Genomic DNA, 19,554 nt, shown 5'->3' with positions numbered 1-19,554 from the left:
ACTTTATTCGGATGTTGAACAAGCCCGATCGTCTAATGTCGCTTCTCTTATATTGAATTCCGATTCCAAACTTATTTGTACCTCATGACTTGGATAGCTAACAGTATATTAATATGCAAATTCCCATCTTTCACGCATGCGAAGTTACCACCTATCACGCAGCACAGAAATTCACACAGCCTTTAATATTCAATTTTATCAACAGCATATCAGTGAATCACCATTTTGACCATGCGCGAAAGATGGTAATGCATTTGCAGAAAGATGGGAATCCACTTAACTGTATATAATTGGCTCTTCACCGAATGTAGTGGAAACACTTTCAACAAACATTAATGAGCGAGATAATAAGTAAACGTTCATGAATACCTCGCGACCATGCAAGACACGACGCTTTATCAATCCATTCTTGGATTAACTCATCCTTGGGCTGTTTCATCTGTTGAACTCAATGAGTTAACCCAAACCATCACCGTACGCGTTGACTATGACCGAGGCTCATTAACGGCTTGCCCCTCTTGCGGTAAGGCTGTTCGTCGACACGATACTCGGCGGCGGGTTTGGCGACATTTAGATACCTGTCAGTTTGAAACGCGCATTGAGGCTGAAGTACCTAGGGCTGATTGCCCAGAGCATGGGGTACAAACACTTCAAGAGCCTTGGGCGACAAGTAACAGTCGCTACACAGAGCTGTTTGAGGCTCGCGTTATAGAGATGCTTAAAGTCAGTTCCTTATACGCGGTGAGTAAAACCTATCGGCTTAGCTGGGGAGCCATTGACCGGATGATGACTCGGGCCGTTCAACGCGGTCTGACAGCCAGAACCACCATCAACTACCAAGACCTGTTGGTCGATGAAACGGCATTTAAGAAAGGCCATGACTATGTCACGGTATTATCCAATCGTGATGGTCAGGTGATATCGGTTGAAGACGGTCGAACAGGCATGAGCCTATCTGCTTGCTTTAAGGCATTGCCCCCTGAGTCAACAATGGTTACACGTTCCATATCGATGGACATGAGCAGAGCATATATAAACGCAGCATATGACTACTTCGGTGAGCGGGCTAAGCAAATGATAGCCATAGACCATTTTCATATCGCAAAGGTGCTCACTAAAGCGGTGAATTAAGTGAGAAAAAGCGAACTCATGGCGTTGCCCCAGCATTTAAAAAGAGAGTGCCACCAAACACGGTATGGATGGTTAAAACGAAACAGCCACCTACATGGGACATTGAGAGAAAGAGTGAATGCGCTGGCCAAGATGATGCAAAATACTGGCCTTGAGCTGGATATTCAAAGAGCAAGCAAGAGCCATTTGGTATGGCCATGCAGCTAACGCCAAAGCGGCTTGGAATGATTGGTTAGCACTCATAAAGGTCAGTCAAATCAGGCCGATGATGACAGCAGCAGAAACCGTGAAAACGCACTTAAAGGGCATCATCAATGCGATGCGTTATAAGGTATCAAATGGCTTGGCAGAAGCGATAAATGGAAACATTCAGCGCCTAAAAATACGTTCGATGGGTTTTAGAAATAAAGAACGCTTTAAGCGAGCTATTTTATTTCACTTTGGAGGGCTTGATATGACTTTCCACCAAGAACGGTGAAGAGCCATACCATCACAGTAGTTTACCCATAAAAAAAGAAAAGCTAAGCGTAAGCTGGTTTTTCAGGAGTATAGCTTTGGCTTGTCGTAACAAGTAATACGACAACAATGAGATAAATCATGAATGCTGAACTATTCACTTACAGCAAAAAATAATCAGACTTTAATGTATTGTTCAATACTTTATTGTACGCCAACAATTGGCCGAACTAATCGCCATTTAGACTGTCCGTAATTATTTGTTGATGCAGCTTTAAATATTCAATGTCTGCTATATAAGCCAAATGATGGTCATCCTTGAGATTAGCAATAAATGCCTCATTCCCTTTGGCTGCTTGGTCGTGCATAAAATCAAGCAAGGCTTGTATCCTCGATATCATCACATCAACTAACTGGACACGCTCGGAATATGGCAAGCCATATGAATCACAAAATTGCTTTGCACGAATGGATTGCAGCCTTAAATCCCCCAAGGCATCATTCGGTTTAGTCTTAAATGGTGCCCAGCAATAAACAGCGTAAGCGACATCCCAAATTCTTGGAGCTGGATGCGCGGTATCAAAATCAAAAATACCAACCACTGTATTTCCATTTAATGCCACATTGTACGGTGCATAATCACCGTGGCAGATGACTTCTTGTGGTTCTCTTGCCGGTAGCAACCACTTGAATTGATTGCTTTGTCCACACTGAACAAATGAAACGGTGGCATCGTGATATAGACGTAAAACAGCGGCTGCAGAACATAATGCAGCTTTCGTTGCGATAGCACCGACCAATGGGTAGTTGTAAACATCACCAAGTATATAAGATAGGATCTCATGTCCCTGCTCATCGAAACCAAATGATTCTGGAGCGCCGTAAAACTGCTCACGTTTTAAGTGCCTGAGTAATTGATGAATCGATTGCGACCAAAATCCACAGGGACGATAAACCTTGTCTGCTAAACGAAAAACCGAGCCTTTTCGACCACCTTGAAGTTCTTCCATAAGGCTCCTGCTGTCTCATATTTGATGCATTGATTACTAGGTGTGGTATCACGATTTCATATTGATTTCAGTAGCATCAATCATAAATCAACAACTAAGTTATGCTAAAAAGAGTTATTGTCGATGGAAGAATAACATTAAGAACCAAGTAAAAATCACAGTTAAAATAGTACTCACCTGCAAACAGAAAACACCCAAATAAAAGAAAAGCCAGTCATTTCAATTGACTGGCTCTACACTTAAAAGAGTGATTGAAAGCTTACTCAGCAGCAGTATTTAAGCATGTTTCACCGCCTTCCTGGTCAAGAAAATAAACGGAACTAAGGCGATAAATAACACCATCAAAATAGTAAACAAGTCAATCGTCGACATCATGAATGATTGCGTCGTAATTGAACCATTTAAAATGGCTAAGGTAGTTTCAGAATGTCTCTGTAGCGAAGGCGCAATCAAAGGATTATACGGAGAGATATGCTCCGTCATAACCGAATGGTGTAAGCTAGCATTTCTCGACCAAATCCAAGTGGTCAACGACGAAGCAAAGCTAGCGCCAATGGTGCGTATAAAAGTCGACAATGAGGCGGCATCAGAGACATCGGGCCCACTAAGATCTGACAACAAAATAGTTGTCATCGGCATAAAGAACAACGAAATACCGATCCCCATAAACAGTTGAACCGCCGCGATGCTCGCAAAATCAATCTCGATATTGAATTTAGCACGCGCGTAACAACTGATCCCAATGACCAGAAATGATGTCGCGGCTAATTTCCGCATATCAAGATGACTACCAAACCGTCCCAGAATAGGAGTCATAAATAGCGGTATCACGCCCAATGGTGCCGCTGCAAACCCAGCCCATAAAGCGGTATAGCCCATTTGACTTTGTAACCACTGCGGCAGGATCAAGTTAATACTAAAAAAGCCAGAATACCCCAAGGTCAATAAAATAGTACCAATGCAAAAATTACGATTGGCAAAAAGGCGCAGGTTGATGATTGGATTCTCATCGGTGAGCTCCCAAATCACCATAAATACCAGCATAATCACCGCAAATACGGTGCCGCCAATGATCCATGGGTTTGCAAACCAATCCAGCTCATTTCCTTTATCCAGTACAATTTGTAAGGCACCAACCCCTAAAGCCATGGTTGCTAAGCCAATAATATCCAGTTTTGACTTAACCGGCTTATGTGGACGGTCTTTGAGCTGGGTCAAAATAACCATCACGGTAAATATACCGATAGGAATATTAATTAAGAAGATCCATGGCCAACTATAGTCGTAGGTTAACCACCCACCTAAGATAGGCCCAACAATCGGACCCACTACCGCCACCATCCCCAGCAATGCCAAAGCCATACTGCGTTTTTCTTTGGGAAAGATAGACAACAGCAAGACTTGACTCATCGGAAACAGCGGTGCAGCGGCAAAACCTTGCAAAGTACGGAATAACACCAGCTCGCCCATACTTTGCGAAATACCGCAGAGGAAGGAAGTGACACTAAAGGCGATTAGCGCACCAACATACAACTGTACTTCCCCCACTCTACGACTCAACCACGCGGTAATCGGCAAACCAATGGCATTACTCACGGTGAAGGAGGTAATGACCCAAGTCCCTTGATTGAGACTCACGCCCATATTCCCCGCAATTGTCGGTAGTGATACGTTGGCGATCGTAGTGTCGAGTACTTGCATGAACACACCAAGCGCAATTGCAAATACACACAGGCCCATATTGGCGGGTCGAAACCCCTGTTGTTCACTCATTTCACTACCTTTCTATTTCTGGGCAACGTATAACTCGCCCAAAATATCGTTTTCAGAAATAATGTGAACGATCAAATCATCAACGCCTTGCAACGATTGTGCGTATACATCGGTTTGGTAACGCGCTACCGCCTTTGAGTTCTTTTGCGCCAATAACTGACCACTGGTGTCTTTGGTATCAACGTGTACCATCATCGATAAACCGATCCGCAGTGGCGATTTTTCAATTTCGCGTTTATCTAAGGCAATTCGTACCGGTAAGCGCTGTACCACTTTAATCCAGTTACCAGTGGCGTTTTGCGCCGGGAGGATAGAAAAGGCACTACCAGTACCAATCCCTAAATTCTCAACCGACCCGTGAAACTCCACCTCATCACCATACAAATCAGAGGTGAGAGTCACTGGCTGACCAATCCGCATATCATTGAGTTGCGTCTCTTTGAAGTTGGCATCAATCCATACTTCATCCAATGGAACCACAGCCATTAAGGTTGAACTTTGATTAATCCGTTGACCCACTTGCACATTGCGCTGTGCGACATAACCTGAAACCGGAGCAACCAAACGAGTACGTTGCTTCGCCAAATAAGCTTGTTTCACTTTAGTGATTGCAGTTTTGACCAAGGGATGGGTTTCAACAGTGGTGTTATGGATCATCGCTTGGTGGGATTTCAACTGCTGCTCTGCAACTGCCAGTGTTTTCTTGGCTGAATTCACCATGTCTTTGGCATGGCTTAGATCTTCTTGAGAAAGACCACCCGCTTTCACCATATCTGCACGACGTTTTAAATCACTTTTAGCTTTATTTAAGGCGATGGTCTTCTCATCAACCACGGCTTTTGCTTGTTCAACATTGTTAAACAAACTACGAACTTGGCGAACCGTTTGTGCTAGGTTTGCCATCGAACTTTCAAAAGCGACTTCGGCGTCGGCATCATCAAGACGAACCAATTCTTGGCCTTTTTCAACATAATCACCGTCGTCGGCCACAATTTTAGTCACAGTCCCGCTGATTTCTGGGGTGATTTGAACCACGTTGCCATTCACATAAGCATCTTCGGTTTCTTCATTGTCTACAACATAATTTGTGTAGTAATAACTCGCGCCTACACCAGCAAGCAACAGCACTGCTGCAAAAATAGTGAAACTTTTTTTACGCTTACCTTTTTGGGGTGACGCTACATTTTCAATATGTGTATCTTGCATTCTTATAACCTTAATAACGACTAGTTATCAGCACGAGTAGAGGGAACTGATTGCTCTTGGCGAAAGCCACCGCCTAAAGCACGCACCAGTAGCACTTGCTGTTCTTGCTGCTGATTTTTTAATAATGTAAACGACGATTCAGCCAGAATAAGTTGCTGCTCCGCCATAAGAACCTCAAGCTGGCTTCCCATCCCAGCTTCGTAACGTTTTTCGGTGATCACGTAACTCTTGTCTGCCAAGTGCATACTTTCGTGAGCATCTTTGAGCTGAGTCTGAATAGACTGGAGGGACAAAATGCTATCACTGACTTCACCCAGCGCATTCACCAAGGTTTTGTTGTACTGCGCGACAGCAGTATCGTAACCCGCTGTTTTTTCGATTAATGTTGCTTTTAAGCCAGTGGTGAATAGCGGCAGAGAAATCGCAGGTTGCACGCTCCAAGCACGACTCGCATCTTCAAACACTGCATCACCAAGCATGGCTTTAAATCCAGCGGTCGCACTAAGATTCACATTTGGATAAAAACGCGTTTTTGCAGAATCAATTTCTTTACTCATGGCTTCGACCCGCCACTTCGCAGCCACAATATCGGGACGGTGAGAAAGTAAGTTTGCAGGCATCTCGCGCGGTAACGCTAAGTGAGTATCCATATGGACGCTTGGACGATGAATGCTCGTAGCAATATCAGGACCTTGGCCAACTAAAGTCGCTAAGACATTTTTAAGTTGCTTCACCGCCAGTGTGCGTTTCTTTAGGGTTTGCTTAGCCGACGCAGCACCGCTTTGTGCAGTGTAGAGTCGATCTTCAGAAGTTAAACCGTGTTTAAACAGGCGTGATGTAATATCAACAATCCCCACAGTACGATCTAAATCTTTCTGCGCCAAATCTTGCAAAGCGTAGGCATTCGAGAGTTGAACATAGCGATGAACAATCGCTGTCGACAGGGTAATTTTCGCGGCCTGATGATCAACTTCAGCCGCCCGCTGATTATTCACCGCAGCTTCCCAGCTATCGCGCTCTCCCCCCCACAAATCAAATGAGTAATAGCCATTCAAACCAAGGTTATAAACAGTGCCATAGCGATTCCCCTGCAAACTATAATCTTGGGAACGGGATAAACGCGCTCTTGATACACCGGCGTCAGCGGTAATCACCGGATCAAATTGAGCGTCTGCCGCCATCACCATCGACGACGCATTGACTAAAGCTGCATTTGCTAACTGAATATCTGGGCTATTTTTTAAAGCTGTTTTAATCAAACGCTCTAATTGAGGGTCATCAAGTGGTAGCCACCAATTTTCGGCTGGCCATAGTGCAGGTGATAAATGCTGTGCATTAAGAACTTCACTGTGCTCAATTATCGATTTTTCGGCCAATTGATTGTGGGGCTGGATATTTTTCGGCGCAGCACAACCATATAACAGCAGCGTCACCATCACTGGCGTTAACTTTGTATATTTTCTCATTCAGGGTCTGTACCTTTCAAATATTTTTTCTGGCAATTCTCAGGAATTTTAGAAGTGACAATCTTTATCAGACAATGACGAAATTGCTCGATTTCTTGCTTCGATAGCGCTTGAGTTAACTCATCGATAGCACTTTTCGCAAGCGGTAGCGAACGTTCGACCACCGAACTCCCTGTCGGGGTTAAATGGATGATCTGCGAACGACGATCCGTCGGGTCTGGGACTCGTTCTATAAGTGATTTTTTTTCAAGTCTATCCAACATTCGAGTAATCGCACTATTATCAACATTGAGCGATTTTCCTATTTCTGAAGGCCTATTCAGGCGAAAATGATAAATCTGAAACAAGACCTTTGCCTGGGTAGACGTAATGTCCTCGGGGATAAGATGTTGGTCTAAAAGCCTATCTTTGATGTAACAGCTTTTACCTAGCAAAAAGCCGATATTATCTAGCATAAAATCTTTTTGTTCTTTGGTTACGGTCATCACTCACTCACAAAATGATTGCCACTGCATTAGTTGCCTATGCAATTATTGTTACTGCAATGATAATTGCAAAAAATGTGATGTCAATCGATATATCTCATTTGAGGATAAAACCGGCTATAACTCATTGGGAAAATGCCTGTAAAAACCTTCACGATTGCTGAAGCTGCGCTATATCTGAATGAGAGTGATAAAACACGAGCATCACTTTCACACAAAATAGAATGTGTTATTTATCAGGTGTTAAACTAAGTTTTAAGCTCGATGAAGGCATTAATTTAAATGATAAGTAGAAAGCATTTAGCGAAGGCGTATCTATCGGATTGAAGCTAAGAAAAACTAAGTTTGGACCGCTATTCAAATAAATAGACGTTCAAATAGTGCTAGTGAGGCAAGCTTATACCAATCTGATTCATTATATGATCAACTTATTGCGCCGAGTAAATCTGCCGATAACCAGCCATGAAGTGCAGTAACTAGTGACTCTAATTACAATATACATCATACATTTAGCGCTGATTTAGGTTAACAAGAATGAACAATTAATGAGTTCGATTGGCATTAGGCCAGCCCAAACTCCAAAACGCTATTGATATAGCCTACGCCGCAAAAAAGACTAAGCTAAGTGATATAAGCAATCGACTGATTCAATTGAAATTTATGGAATGTAATAGAATATATGGGATTGGGTGGCAACCCTATCAGCCACATCCCGGCACTCGAGTCGTCTGCTGCGGTTGCTCCCTTCCGGGCCTGGCCGAGTTCACAGAGTATCAATGCGGGAGGACCAACAGGGCCACCATAGATGAGCTTCCGAAGAAGCGAGGCTATTCTCGCTTAAGCCTTCCCTTATTGCAAACGCTAAAAGTACTTTTCCACCCTAGAATCGGTCTGTTTGCTCAAGTTTTAATCCTTATGAGTCTATTTAGTCAACCTATGGCGGTTGCCCAGCCCTTTGATCAGCAACTATGGGATGAATTACTACAAGAATATGTGCATTGGCCAGTTGCTAATCATGAAAGTCGAGTTGATTACAGCAATTTTGATCAAGCTAAATTGCAGCGTTACTTGGTATCCGTTGCGAAGGTAAGCCAAGTCCAATTTAATGCCTGGACTCAAGATCAACAACTGGCCTTTCTAATTAATGCTTATAACGCTTATACAGTGCAATTCGTCTTAAGTGCCTACCCAAACATTACTTCTATTCGAGACTTAGGATCGTGGTTTCAATCGCCCTGGAAGAAAAAGCGCTTTGATCTATTTGGGGAAAAGGTCAGCCTTGATGATATAGAACATGAATTGATTAGGCCTGTTTACAATAATCCATGGATCCATAGCGCAGTCGTTTGTGCCGCAAAAAGCTGCCCGCCCTTACAAAGCACAGCCTATCGTGCGGAGCATCTGCAACAACAACTAGAGCGCGCGTTTCGAGCTTTCTTAAACAGTGACAAAAATACTTACCATGCAACAAATAACCAACTACAGTTATCATCGATATTTAAGTGGTACAAAGAAGATTTTGGTGCTGACTTAAAACGTTACTTAAGTCATTATTCGAAAGAATTAAAGGCTGAACCGCGGGAGCTCCAAGCCGCCTCAATTGTTTATCTGGATTATGATTGGTCACTCAATGCTTATGAGTAAGGCAATAAACATAAAAAAACCTGCATCCGCAGGTTTTTGTTAGAATAAAAGCTTAAAACAAACGACGAGATAGTTCGTATAAGTCTTCATTAAATGGACGTTTCATATTTTCGATACAATCAATAATATCGTGATGGACCATTTTATTATTTTGAATACCAATGCAACGACCCCCCTCGCCTTCAAGTAGCAAGTCGACCGCGTAAGCCCCCATACGACTGGCCATCACTCGGTCACGACCGGTTGGTGTACCACCACGCTGAATATGGCCCAGAATCGTCGCTCGAGTTTCCCGACCCGTCGCCATTTCAATACCTGCCGCCAACTCATTCACATTAGTGATATGTTCGGTGATGGCAATAATCGCATGTTTTTTACCTTTTTTCTGGCCATCTTTTAAGCTTTTGAGCAACTCTTCGCGACTAAAGCCCTTTTCAGGAATAATCACATACTCTGCACCACCTGCAATACTCGCCTGCATCGCAAGATCGCCACAGTAACGTCCCATGATCTCGATCACCGAAATACGATTATGTGAAGAAGAAGTATCCCGAATACGGTCAATCGCATCAATCACAACATTGAGTGCCGTATCAAAACCAATCGTATAGTCAGTCCCTGCAATATCATTATCGATGGTACCTGGCAAACCAATACATGGAAAACCCATTTCAGTTAACTTTTTGGCGCCCATGTATGAACCATCACCACCAATGACAACTAAAGCTTCAATACCGTGTTTTTCTAAGTTTTTAACGGCAACTTCCCGAACCGCGAGTTCTTTAAACTCAGGAAAACGAGCGGAGCCTAGAAAAGTACCACCACGGTTGATAACATCGGAAACACTGAAGCGATCCAATTTTTTAATATTGTCTTCATGCAGGCCCATATAACCATCATAAATACCATAAACTTCAATGCCTTGAGACAAGGCACTACGTACCACTGCTCGTACGGCTGCATTCATACCAGGGGCATCACCACCACTAGTTAAAACACCAATTTTTTTAACCATCATTCCCTCACTAAAAGCTGAATTGACCAAATTTACAAAAATAATTCAACAAATATGTCCGATAGGATCATTTCTAAACCAAAGATATACCGTGATAAACAGATCTATCAGAACAAAAAATCTTTAAAATAATAGAGTTATTGCGATATACATCGCCATTAGAGACTCTTTTTTGTGTCGGCATTGTGCCATGCACAAGGTTAACCTTTTATGACCCTAATCAGATAACGCCGACATTTTGGAACAAATTCTCATACTTGTCCAAAGTTAATCTGAGCCTCATTAGCAATCGCCAATTGATTCAGGCATACAGCGCATTTATTTAGTTAAACATCAATTTAAACCACAAAACGAAGTAAATAGTTCATTTTTGATTCACATTTATGTAGCATGGCGCCCACATACTGAATGTCATACAAATGATTTTTCAGTTTTTATGCTTTAAAAGGAGATCACATGAAGTCTGAACTTCACTATATTATTGAACGAAACATCGCAACTAACCGCAAAGCCGTGATGAATTACAATTTACTAAAACAACAACAGCAAGATACTACGCCCGAGTCCCAAACAGCAGCCACCACAACCTCTGCATAAGCAAGCGCACAGATACCAAAAAGGAGGCTTTGCAGCCCCCTCTGGTATTTGTATTTACTTAGCTTTAATGACCGGATCTATTGCATGTAACGTTGGCGATAAATGAATCACGCCATCGGCTTGAGTATCCAAGGAAAGAATATTTGTCTTACTAATTCGATGACGATATATCTCGCGTAGATATTTCACCGCATTCTCCACATTTTTAAAGCCAAGACGAATATCGTTAATTGACACAAACTTGTTTGAGTCTCCAATCAGCTCTCGATATTTTTTTTCATACATAGGCTTAATCGCATACCAATTCGTATCAAGAATTTTAGCCGGATTTTCAAACTCCCACAAAAATGCATGTAACTCTTCGGGCTTAAACTCATCTTCCATAATAAAGCGCAATATAGCTTGATCAATGTCGTCATTATAACGGAACTCATCTTTCGCAAAGCAGCGCTTAATATAAGCGACAACCAAGGTTAAAAAGTCATCACTCAAGCATGGGCTTTTCGCAACCAGTGTCGTTAAGGACAAATTCGCTGAAGCCCCAATCACCAAGGCATAACGCTTTAAAGTAGTATTTGGAAACAACTTATTGATATGTACTTTTAATTTATTTAGGTCCATGAATGACAATTTATAGTCTTTCGGTAGAGAAATAATGGAAATCACCGACGAACAATGCTTGAAGAAGTGTAATTGATTTAACTGTTCTGCATCGTAGTGGCTATCTTGATATTTCTTTAATGACTGCTTATAACGTTGCGACTCAATCGGCAAAATACTAATGCCTTCGATGGCTTGCGTATCTTGATTGAAATGAGGAAGATCAATAGACCGAAAGAATAATTCATCAATATCTATATCATCATGTACTGCTTTGTTCACCACACTCTCAGCATAGGCAACGGCCACGGGACCCGCCATACTCATAAATAGATCATTGGCGTCTAAACGAACGGTTTCTGAAATATCAATCCCCGCTCGCCTAAAGTAATTTTCATCATAATCGGTTGTAACAGCTTGCGCAGTTAGAATATTAAAGATCTGCTGAGAGATATATTGGTTGGCGTGTTTCTCCATCGTATTGACATCAATATCTTTAGCAATGTCACTCTCGTCCTGTTCGACATAGCGCATAATATCGTTAGAAATCAACATCATTGAGTTCCATGGACGGATCCGTCGCATGACATCGTCTGGCGTATCGATGCTCTCTCGTTCAACGTTATAAGAAAAATCCCACTCTTCCGATAGATACTTACAAAGCAGACGTCCAGCATTAATATGTAAGGCTTCGGATACCTCAATACTATTACCTGAGATGTTTGGCAAAATACAGATACCGGAAGTAAAAATAGGCTCAAATACAAATGAGTCGCGCTTGTCTGGTTGATTTGATGGATTGACTTGATAATCAAACGTTTTACTAAGGTAGGAAAATTGTTGGGCTAAACCAAACTCAGAAGCCATGCCTGAGCCTGTGCCACCTCCCGCACTAAAAATATAAAAATACAAGCGTGACTGATTAGCTTTTATCCCACAAGAATCAACCAAATAAGAATGAATATGCCGCCAATCTTCGTTTCTAAAGCTTCCGGTGTCTTTGTTTAAAATGATTTTCGCAAGATATTGCCCTAGGATCGGTGCATTACCGGCACCACCCGCGTGTACCTCCGACAAATCCATTAACTGCAGCTTTTTATATTCGTCTAAAAACTGTTGACGACCTGACTGTGAGGAATACTTGATTCGGCCCGCGATATCCTTGTCTAAATCTCCGACTAATACTACTGGTTCAATCAAGAAAACAGGATTGTCTTCATTACCAGAATCAATCGGTAAATGATTTTTAATCCAGCGCATCGGCTTAAACTCTCGCTCCTGCGCCAACTGGTCTTGATACTCAATTTCTTTAAGATAATGCGTTCGAGAGTTGTATACTAAAGTGGCTACATCCAACGCGATATTTGAGCCACATCGGCCGAGGCCAATCAAGCAAACCGAGGGGAAGCTTTGCTCCAATATGTCTTTTTCTTCGGATAAATTGGGAAAGATATTTTGTCTCACCTTATCCAAGTTGCTCAAAATCTTTTCTAAGCTACTTTCCGTGTAATACAAATGTTCTATAGGCAGAGAATCCTTCATGATGCCTCCTTGTCGTTAGTCTATTGATTATTATATTTGCATCCGTGTACCCCATCGTTGTTGATCCGCTTGATAAAATCAAGTGATTCAGCTCGCTAACATCACTTATTGTGATATTAAGAATAAGTGATGTGACATTTGAAACTGAATGACTCGCATAAACCTCTTCGTGATACCCATCAAACTTATTATCACTTCGTTCTTGCTGACCTAAATAACCACTAACTGCGTGATGTATCGAGTCATTAGAGCCACTAGTTACTGCACTTAATGCCTCGTTATCGGCAGATTTATTCTGTGCAATAAGTTGATCATATAATGAATTAGATTGGTATGACTGGTCAGTCATACGATTCGAGACATAAAAAAAGCGCCCTTAGGCGCTTTATAAGATTAATAGAAATTACCAGCCGGTGACTTCACGTAAGGCTTTGCCAATATCAGCTAAACTTCGCACTGTTTTTACACCTGCATCTTCAAGAGCAGCAAATTTATCCGCTGCCGTTCCTTTACCACCGGCAATAATCGCACCGGCGTGGCCCATACGTTTACCAGGAGGCGCAGTAACACCCGCAATATAAGAAACAACGGGCTTGGTGACATTCGCTTTAATGTATGCGGCAGCTTCTTCTTCCGCGCTACCACCAATTTCACCGATCATCACGATGGCTTCCGTTTTAGCATCATTCTGAAACATTTCTAGAATGTCGATAAAGTTTGAACCTGGGATGGGGTCTCCGCCAATACCAACACAAGTTGACTGGCCAAAGCCCTCATCGGTAGTTTGCTTAACCGCTTCGTAAGTGAGCGTACCAGAGCGCGATACAATCCCCACTTTACCCGCTTTATGAATATGGCCAGGCATAATACCTATTTTACATTCATCAGGCGTAATTACACCCGGACAGTTAGGGCCAATCATACGCGCCCCAGCTTCATCTAACTTCACTTTTACTTCAAGCATATCCAAGGTTGGAATACCTTCGGTAATCGTAATGATGATTTTAATGCCAGCAGCAATCGCTTCTAAGATAGCGTCTTTACAAAATGGGGCTGGTACATAGATAACAGTTGCATCGGCGCCTGTTGCTTGTACGGCTTGACTTACAGTATTAAATACCGGTAGGCCTAAATGCGTTTGACCGCCTTTACCTGGTGATACTCCGCCAACCATTTGGGTTCCGTACTCTATCGCTTGCTCTGAGTGGAAAGTACCTTGTCCACCAGTGAAACCTTGACAGATTACTTTGGTATTTTTGTCGATTAAAATGCTCATTATTTGGCCTCCGCAGCTTTAACGACTTGCTCTGCAGCATCCGTTAAGCTGGTCGCTGCAATAATGTTAAGGCCAGACTCAGCCAAACGTTGGGTTCCTAATTCAGCGTTGTTGCCCTCAAGGCGAACGACCACCGGAACATTCACGCCAACTTCTTCAACCGCACCAATAATACCATCGGCAATTAAATCACAACGAACAATGCCACCGAAGATGTTTACCAGTACCGCTTTCACTTTGTCATCAGACAAAATAATCTTGAACGCCTCAGTAACCCGCTCTTTGGTCGCACCGCCGCCAACATCTAAGAAGTTAGCGGGTGAGCCGCCATGCAATTGCACGATATCCATGGTTCCCATCGCAAGACCAGCACCATTCACCATACAACCAATGCTACCATCAAGAGCGACATAATTAAGCTCCCATTGAGCAGCATGCGCCTCACGCTCGTCTTCTTGCGAAGCATCGTGCATTTCACGCAGTTTAGGCTGACGGTACATCGCGTTTGAATCGATATTAATTTTTCCATCGAGACAAATTAAGTCGCCACTACCAGTGACCACTAACGGGTTAATTTCTAGTAAGGCTAAATCGTGATCGGTAAACATGTCAGCCAAACCAATAAAGATTTTAGTAAATTGGCGAATTTGATTCCCAACTAAACCTAATTTAAATGCAAGCTCGCGGGCTTGATATGGCTGAGGCCCGACCAATGGGTCTATTGCCATTTGATGGATCAACTCAGGCGTTTCTTCGGCGACTTTTTCAATCTCCATACCACCTTCTGTTGAAGCCATAAAAACCACTCGACGAGAAGCGCGATCGACAACAGCACCTAAATATAGCTCATTGGCGATATCGGAAGCTTCTTCAACCAAAATTTTAGAGACTGGTTGACCATTCGCATCCGTTTGATAAGTGACTAAGTTTTTGCCTAACCACTGCTGCGCGAAAGCTTTGATCTCTTCTTTATCAGAAGTGACTTTTACGCCCCCTGCTTTACCACGTCCACCCGCGTGAACCTGACATTTTACAACCCAAGTTGAACCAGGGATTTTACCTGCAGCTTCAGCTGCTTCTTGTGGGGTATCGCAGGCGTAACCTTCTGGCACTGGCAAGCCATAATCGGCAAATAATTGCTTGGCCTGATATTCATGCAAATTCATGATGTTCTATCCATAGTGTTAGGGGATACATTAGAGGTGTAATACACCTTTCCGAAATAGGGCCTGAAGATCAGGCCCAAAACAAACTTGTGTTAAACGTCTAGCAACAGGCGAGTTGGGTCTTCGAGTAACTCTTTAATGGTGACTAAAAACCCAACCGACTCTTTTCCATCCACCAAACGATGATCATAAGACAATGCGAGGTACATCATTGGCAAAATTTCCACTTGCCCATTCACCGCCATTGGCCGATCTTGAATTTTATGCATCCCTAAAATAGCGCTTTGAGGTGGGTTAATAATTGGTGTAGACATCAATGAACCAAACACCCCGCCATTGGTAATTGTGAAATTTCCACCCATCAGCTCATCAACGGTTAACTTACCGTCACGGCCTTTAATCGCTAGTTCACGGATCCCTTTTTCGATATCTGCAACACTCAGCAAGTCACAGTCACGAAGGACTGGAGTAACCAAACCACGTGGCGTTGAAACGGCAATGCTCACATCAAAATAATTATGATAGACAATCTCGTCCCCATCGATTGATGCATTGACTTCTGGAAAACGTTTTAGAGCCTCAACCACGGCTTTCACATAAAACGACATAAATCCAAGTCGAATATCATGACGTTTTTCAAACACCTCTTGATATTGCTTGCGCAACTTCATGATCGGTTTCATGTTCACTTCATTAAACGTCGTTAACATCGCAGTGGTGTTTTTAGCTTCTAATAAACGTTCTGCCACACGTTTACGTAAACGTGTCATTGGCACGCGTTTTTGGCTGCGCGAGGATAATGGTGGTTGAGCGACAGCCGGAGCTTGAGCTTTAACAGCTTGAGGGGCTGATGCAGCTGCTGGCTTAGCGACATGCGCTTCAACATCTTCTTTAGTAATTCTCCCACTCGGGCCCGTTCCTTTAATTGCAGAGGCATCGAGGCCTTTTTCTGCCACCAAACGGCGAACTGAAGGAGAAAGCTCTTCGTTACTTTGTTTATTCTCTACGACCGTTTCTGCAGGTTTCGCTTCTTCACCTGCGACCGCGCCCGCTTTCATTTTACCAATTAATTGTTGACCTAATACCGTGGCCCCTTCGGCTTCGATAATTTCTTCAAGTACACCGTCTTCCATTGCTGGAACTTCAAGTACAACTTTGTCGGTCTCGATATCCACAATCACTTCATCACGCGCGACGGCATCACCGGGTTGCTTATGCCAAACTGCGATGGTTGCGTCAGCTACTGATTCGGGTAGGTCTGGCACTTTTATTTCAATGCTCATTAAGGCTTCCTTTAATTCTTAATTATTCAACGGTCAACGCATCAGTAACTAGGGCGCGTTGTTGTTTCAAGTGAAGGGACATGTAACCCACTGCTGGCGACGCCGAGGCTGGTCGTCCAGCGTAACGTAAATTTGCACCTGCTGGGATAACCGATTTGAAATTATGCTGGCTGCTATACCAAGCACCTTGATTAAGCGGCTCTTCCTGACACCAAACAAAACGTTCAACATGCTGATATTGCTCAAAAATCTGTTTCACATCTTGCTCTGGGAATGGATACAATTGCTCAATCCGTATTAACGCAACATCTGTCTGTTCATTTTTACGACGCTGCTCGAGCAAATCATAGTAAACTTTACCTGAACACATGACAATTTGACGAACTTGGCTCGGATCCAGTTCATCCACCTCATCAATCGCGTTGCAGAACTGACCATTGGCGAGCTCATCCAGAGAAGACACCGCCAGAGGGTGACGCAGTAACGATTTAGGAGACATCACGACTAAAGGTCGACGCATCGGTCTGATTTGCTGACGACGCAACATATGATAAACCTGAGCGGGAGTAGAAGGCACACACACCTGCATGTTATGTTCAGCACACAACTGTAAGTAACGTTCTAAACGCGCAGATGAGTGTTCAGGACCCTGCCCCTCATAACCATGAGGTAATAACATCACTAAACCACACATCCGACCCCATTTTTGCTCACCAGAAGACAAGAACTGATCGATCACCACTTGTGCACCATTGGCAAAATCACCAAATTGAGCTTCCCAAATAACTAAGGTTGAGGGCTCTGCAGTGGTATAACCATACTCAAATGCGAGCACAGCCTCTTCCGATAATACCGAGTCAAATAAGGCTAGGTGCCCTTGCTGCTCAGATAGGTGCTTGAGTGGGATATAGGTAGAAGCGTCATTTTGGCTATGCAACACCGCATGGCGATGGAAGAAAGTACCACGACCAGAATCTTGTCCAGTAAATCGAATATTCTGCTTAGCGTCTAATAAACTGGCATATGCCAAGTTTTCAGCAAAGCCCCAATCAACCGCCTTCTCACCACGGCTCATTAAGATCCGGTCATCATTAATTTTCTTAACCCGCGGATGCAACTTGTGCGTTTCTGGTACAGTGGTTAATCGCTCACCCAAGCTATAAATATCCTCGATGGGTAAACTAGAATCGTAAGCCATATCCCATTCATGCCCAAGATATGGCCGCCAATCCACACTGTGCTGTGTCATCGGACGCCATTCTTCAACCACGCAATCGCCGTTATCCAATTGGTCACGGTATCCATTGACTAGCGCTGTCGCATCGGTGCTTTCAAGCTGTCCACGCTGTATTAACAAATCAGCATAAACTTTACGCGGCGTCGGATGTTTTTTGATTTGTTGATACATCAAAGGTTGAGTTGCGTTCGGTTCATCCGCTTCATTGTGACCATGACGACGGTAACAAACTAAATCAATCACCACATCACGTTTAAAAGTATTACGGTAGTCCAAAGCCATACGGCTAACAAAGGCAACGGCCTCAGGGTCGTCACCATTAACATGGAAAATAGGCGCCTGAACCATTTTTGCAATATCGGTACAATATTGGGTAGAACGCGTATCTCGAGGATTCGAGGTGGTAAAACCAACTTGGTTGTTTACCACAATACGCACAGTCCCTCCCACCTTAAAGCCACGCGCTTGCGACATATTAAAGGTTTCTTGCACCACACCTTGCCCAGCAATAGCCGAGTCACCATGAATGGTAATTGGTAAGCAGTTCTCGCCTTCCCGACGATCCTGTCGAGCTCGAACTGACCCCATCACCACCGGATTAACAATTTCCAGATGCGAAGGGTTAAATGCCAAAGACATATGAACTTTACCACCGGGGGTTTCAAAATCGGAGCTAAAACCTTGGTGATATTTAACATCCCCGGTGCCCCAACTTTCATCATGCTTACCGGCGAATTCATCAAACAATTCTGAAGGGTTTTTGCCTAGAACATTAACTAGAACGTTCAAGCGCCCTCGGTGAGCCATGCCCACAACCACTTCTTTAGTACCTTGGATCCCAGCAGAACGAACGATTTCCTTGAGCATCACTAATAGGCTATCGCCACCTTCAAGAGAAAATCGTTTAGCTCCGGGAAATTTCGCACCAAGATATTTCTCTAAACCTTCAGCGGCAGTTAAGCTTTTTAATAAGCGCAACCGATCCTCTTGAGTGAATTCACCCTGACCTTCAACAGATTCTAAACGACTTTGGATCCATCGTTTTTCTTCAGTGTCGGTAATGTGCATGTATTCCGCACCAATCGAACCACAATAGGTTTTGAGTAAAGATTTGTGCAGGTCTTTTAATGCCATCGTTTCTTTACCAATAGCATAAGAACCAACATTGAAGGTTTCTTCAAAATCAGCGCTATCTAGGGCATGAAACTCTGGAGATAAATCGGCTACACGCTCTTGCTGCCATAAACCGAGTGGATCAAGTTGAGCATGCTGATGGCCACGAAAACGATAGGCGTTAATCAATTGCAGTACTTTAACTTGCTTGGCACTATGCTGAGGGTCTTCAACCGGTGAGCTAAAGCGTGAATTATCTTTAGCTAAACGGCGGAAATAATCACGGATTGGAGCGTGGGGGGTGTCTTCGACTGCACCGTTGACTGCAGGGAGCTCTGAAAATACTGCCTGCCATTGTTCAGATACAGATGAAGGGTCTTCTAAAAATGCCTCATAAAGATCTTCGACATAGGTCGAATTAGCACCAGCTAAATGCGAGGAATCTAGCCAGGCTTTCATTACGCCATTTTGCATTTAAACGCTATCCCTTTCTTTTTGCGTCATATTAGACTTTGTAGGGTTTGATAAAAAAATAGCCATTCTACCGAGGTAAA

13 protein-coding genes, 1 other RNA gene and 1 pseudogene are annotated in these 19,554 nt (G+C 43.2%); 3 read left to right on the top strand and 12 right to left on the bottom strand.

Features of this window, described 5'->3' with window-relative positions; genetic code table 11:
- The first annotated feature begins 378 nt into the window (after window positions 1-378).
- A pseudogene (locus tag ACRRS0_RS09790) lies at window positions 379-1,609 on the top strand (ISL3 family transposase).
- 208 nt (window positions 1,610-1,817) lie between these two features.
- Here the strand turns inward: ACRRS0_RS09790 and ACRRS0_RS09785 are convergent.
- The 6 genes from ACRRS0_RS09785 to ffs form a co-directional block, all read right to left on the bottom strand.
- Window positions 1,818-2,597, bottom strand: coding sequence for a phosphotransferase (locus ACRRS0_RS09785; protein WP_432453391.1), 780 nt, complete (start codon window positions 2,595-2,597; stop codon window positions 1,818-1,820).
- Window positions 2,598-2,873: 276 nt separating this feature from the next.
- Window positions 2,874-4,370, bottom strand: a complete 1,497-nt coding sequence (locus tag ACRRS0_RS09780; RefSeq protein ID WP_432453392.1) for a DHA2 family efflux MFS transporter permease subunit — start codon at window positions 4,368-4,370, stop codon at window positions 2,874-2,876.
- A 12-nt stretch (window positions 4,371-4,382) separates the two neighbouring features.
- Window positions 4,383-5,576 (bottom strand): efflux RND transporter periplasmic adaptor subunit, encoded by a 1,194-nt coding sequence (locus tag ACRRS0_RS09775; protein WP_432453393.1) that lies wholly within the window; start codon window positions 5,574-5,576, stop codon window positions 4,383-4,385.
- Window positions 5,577-5,596: 20 nt separating this feature from the next.
- A complete protein-coding gene (locus ACRRS0_RS09770) occupies window positions 5,597-7,042 on the bottom strand; it encodes an efflux transporter outer membrane subunit (RefSeq protein ID WP_432453394.1) in 1,446 nt (481 codons plus the stop codon).
- On the bottom strand, window positions 7,039-7,527 hold the full coding sequence (locus ACRRS0_RS09765; RefSeq protein WP_432453395.1) for a MarR family winged helix-turn-helix transcriptional regulator: 489 nt from the start codon (window positions 7,525-7,527) through the stop codon (window positions 7,039-7,041). Before ACRRS0_RS09765 ends, ACRRS0_RS09770 begins: the two co-directional genes overlap by 4 nt.
- A 696-nt stretch (window positions 7,528-8,223) precedes the next feature.
- Window positions 8,224-8,320: signal recognition particle sRNA small type (gene ffs / locus ACRRS0_RS09760), an RNA gene on the bottom strand.
- 122 nt (window positions 8,321-8,442) lie between these two features.
- Between ffs and ACRRS0_RS09755 the strand changes: the two genes are divergently transcribed.
- Window positions 8,443-9,171 (top strand): DUF547 domain-containing protein, encoded by a 729-nt coding sequence (locus ACRRS0_RS09755; protein WP_432453396.1) that lies wholly within the window; start codon window positions 8,443-8,445, stop codon window positions 9,169-9,171.
- A gap of 52 nt (window positions 9,172-9,223) precedes the next feature.
- On the opposite strand, the gene pfkA is transcribed toward ACRRS0_RS09755, so the two are convergent.
- Window positions 9,224-10,186, bottom strand: a complete 963-nt coding sequence (gene pfkA / locus ACRRS0_RS09750) for a 6-phosphofructokinase (RefSeq protein WP_432456189.1) — start codon at window positions 10,184-10,186, stop codon at window positions 9,224-9,226.
- Between the two features lie 456 nt (window positions 10,187-10,642).
- Here pfkA and ACRRS0_RS09745 point away from each other — a divergent pair, with 456 nt between their 5' ends.
- The gene (locus tag ACRRS0_RS09745) at window positions 10,643-10,783 is read left to right on the top strand and encodes a hypothetical protein (protein ID WP_432453397.1); all 141 of its coding nucleotides are present in this window, start codon (window positions 10,643-10,645) and stop codon (window positions 10,781-10,783) included.
- Between the two features lie 54 nt (window positions 10,784-10,837).
- Here ACRRS0_RS09745 and ACRRS0_RS09740 read toward each other — a convergent pair whose 3' ends face one another.
- The 5 genes from ACRRS0_RS09740 to sucA form a co-directional block, all read right to left on the bottom strand.
- Entirely contained in the window at window positions 10,838-12,925 is a 2,088-nt protein-coding gene (locus ACRRS0_RS09740) for a hypothetical protein (RefSeq protein ID WP_432453398.1), read from the bottom strand.
- 403 nt (window positions 12,926-13,328) lie between these two features.
- Window positions 13,329-14,201, bottom strand: a complete 873-nt coding sequence (gene sucD, locus ACRRS0_RS09735) for a succinate--CoA ligase subunit alpha (RefSeq protein WP_432453399.1) — start codon at window positions 14,199-14,201, stop codon at window positions 13,329-13,331.
- The gene (sucC, locus tag ACRRS0_RS09730) at window positions 14,201-15,367 is read right to left on the bottom strand and encodes an ADP-forming succinate--CoA ligase subunit beta (protein ID WP_432453400.1); all 1,167 of its coding nucleotides are present in this window, start codon (window positions 15,365-15,367) and stop codon (window positions 14,201-14,203) included. The genes sucD and sucC overlap by 1 nt, the downstream gene beginning before the upstream one ends.
- A gap of 92 nt (window positions 15,368-15,459) precedes the next feature.
- Window positions 15,460-16,650, bottom strand: coding sequence for a 2-oxoglutarate dehydrogenase complex dihydrolipoyllysine-residue succinyltransferase (odhB, locus tag ACRRS0_RS09725; RefSeq protein WP_432453401.1), 1,191 nt, complete (start codon window positions 16,648-16,650; stop codon window positions 15,460-15,462).
- 22 nt (window positions 16,651-16,672) lie between these two features.
- A complete protein-coding gene (gene sucA, locus ACRRS0_RS09720; protein WP_432453402.1) occupies window positions 16,673-19,474 on the bottom strand; it encodes a 2-oxoglutarate dehydrogenase E1 component in 2,802 nt (933 codons plus the stop codon).
- Between the last annotated feature and the right edge of the window lie 80 nt (window positions 19,475-19,554).

The organism is Agarivorans sp. QJM3NY_29, from assembly GCF_050870835.2.
Lineage (GTDB): Bacteria > Pseudomonadota > Gammaproteobacteria > Enterobacterales > Celerinatantimonadaceae > Agarivorans.
The sequence above is the reverse complement of the archived record's forward strand: the minus strand, read 5'-3'. Positions and strand labels throughout refer to the sequence as shown.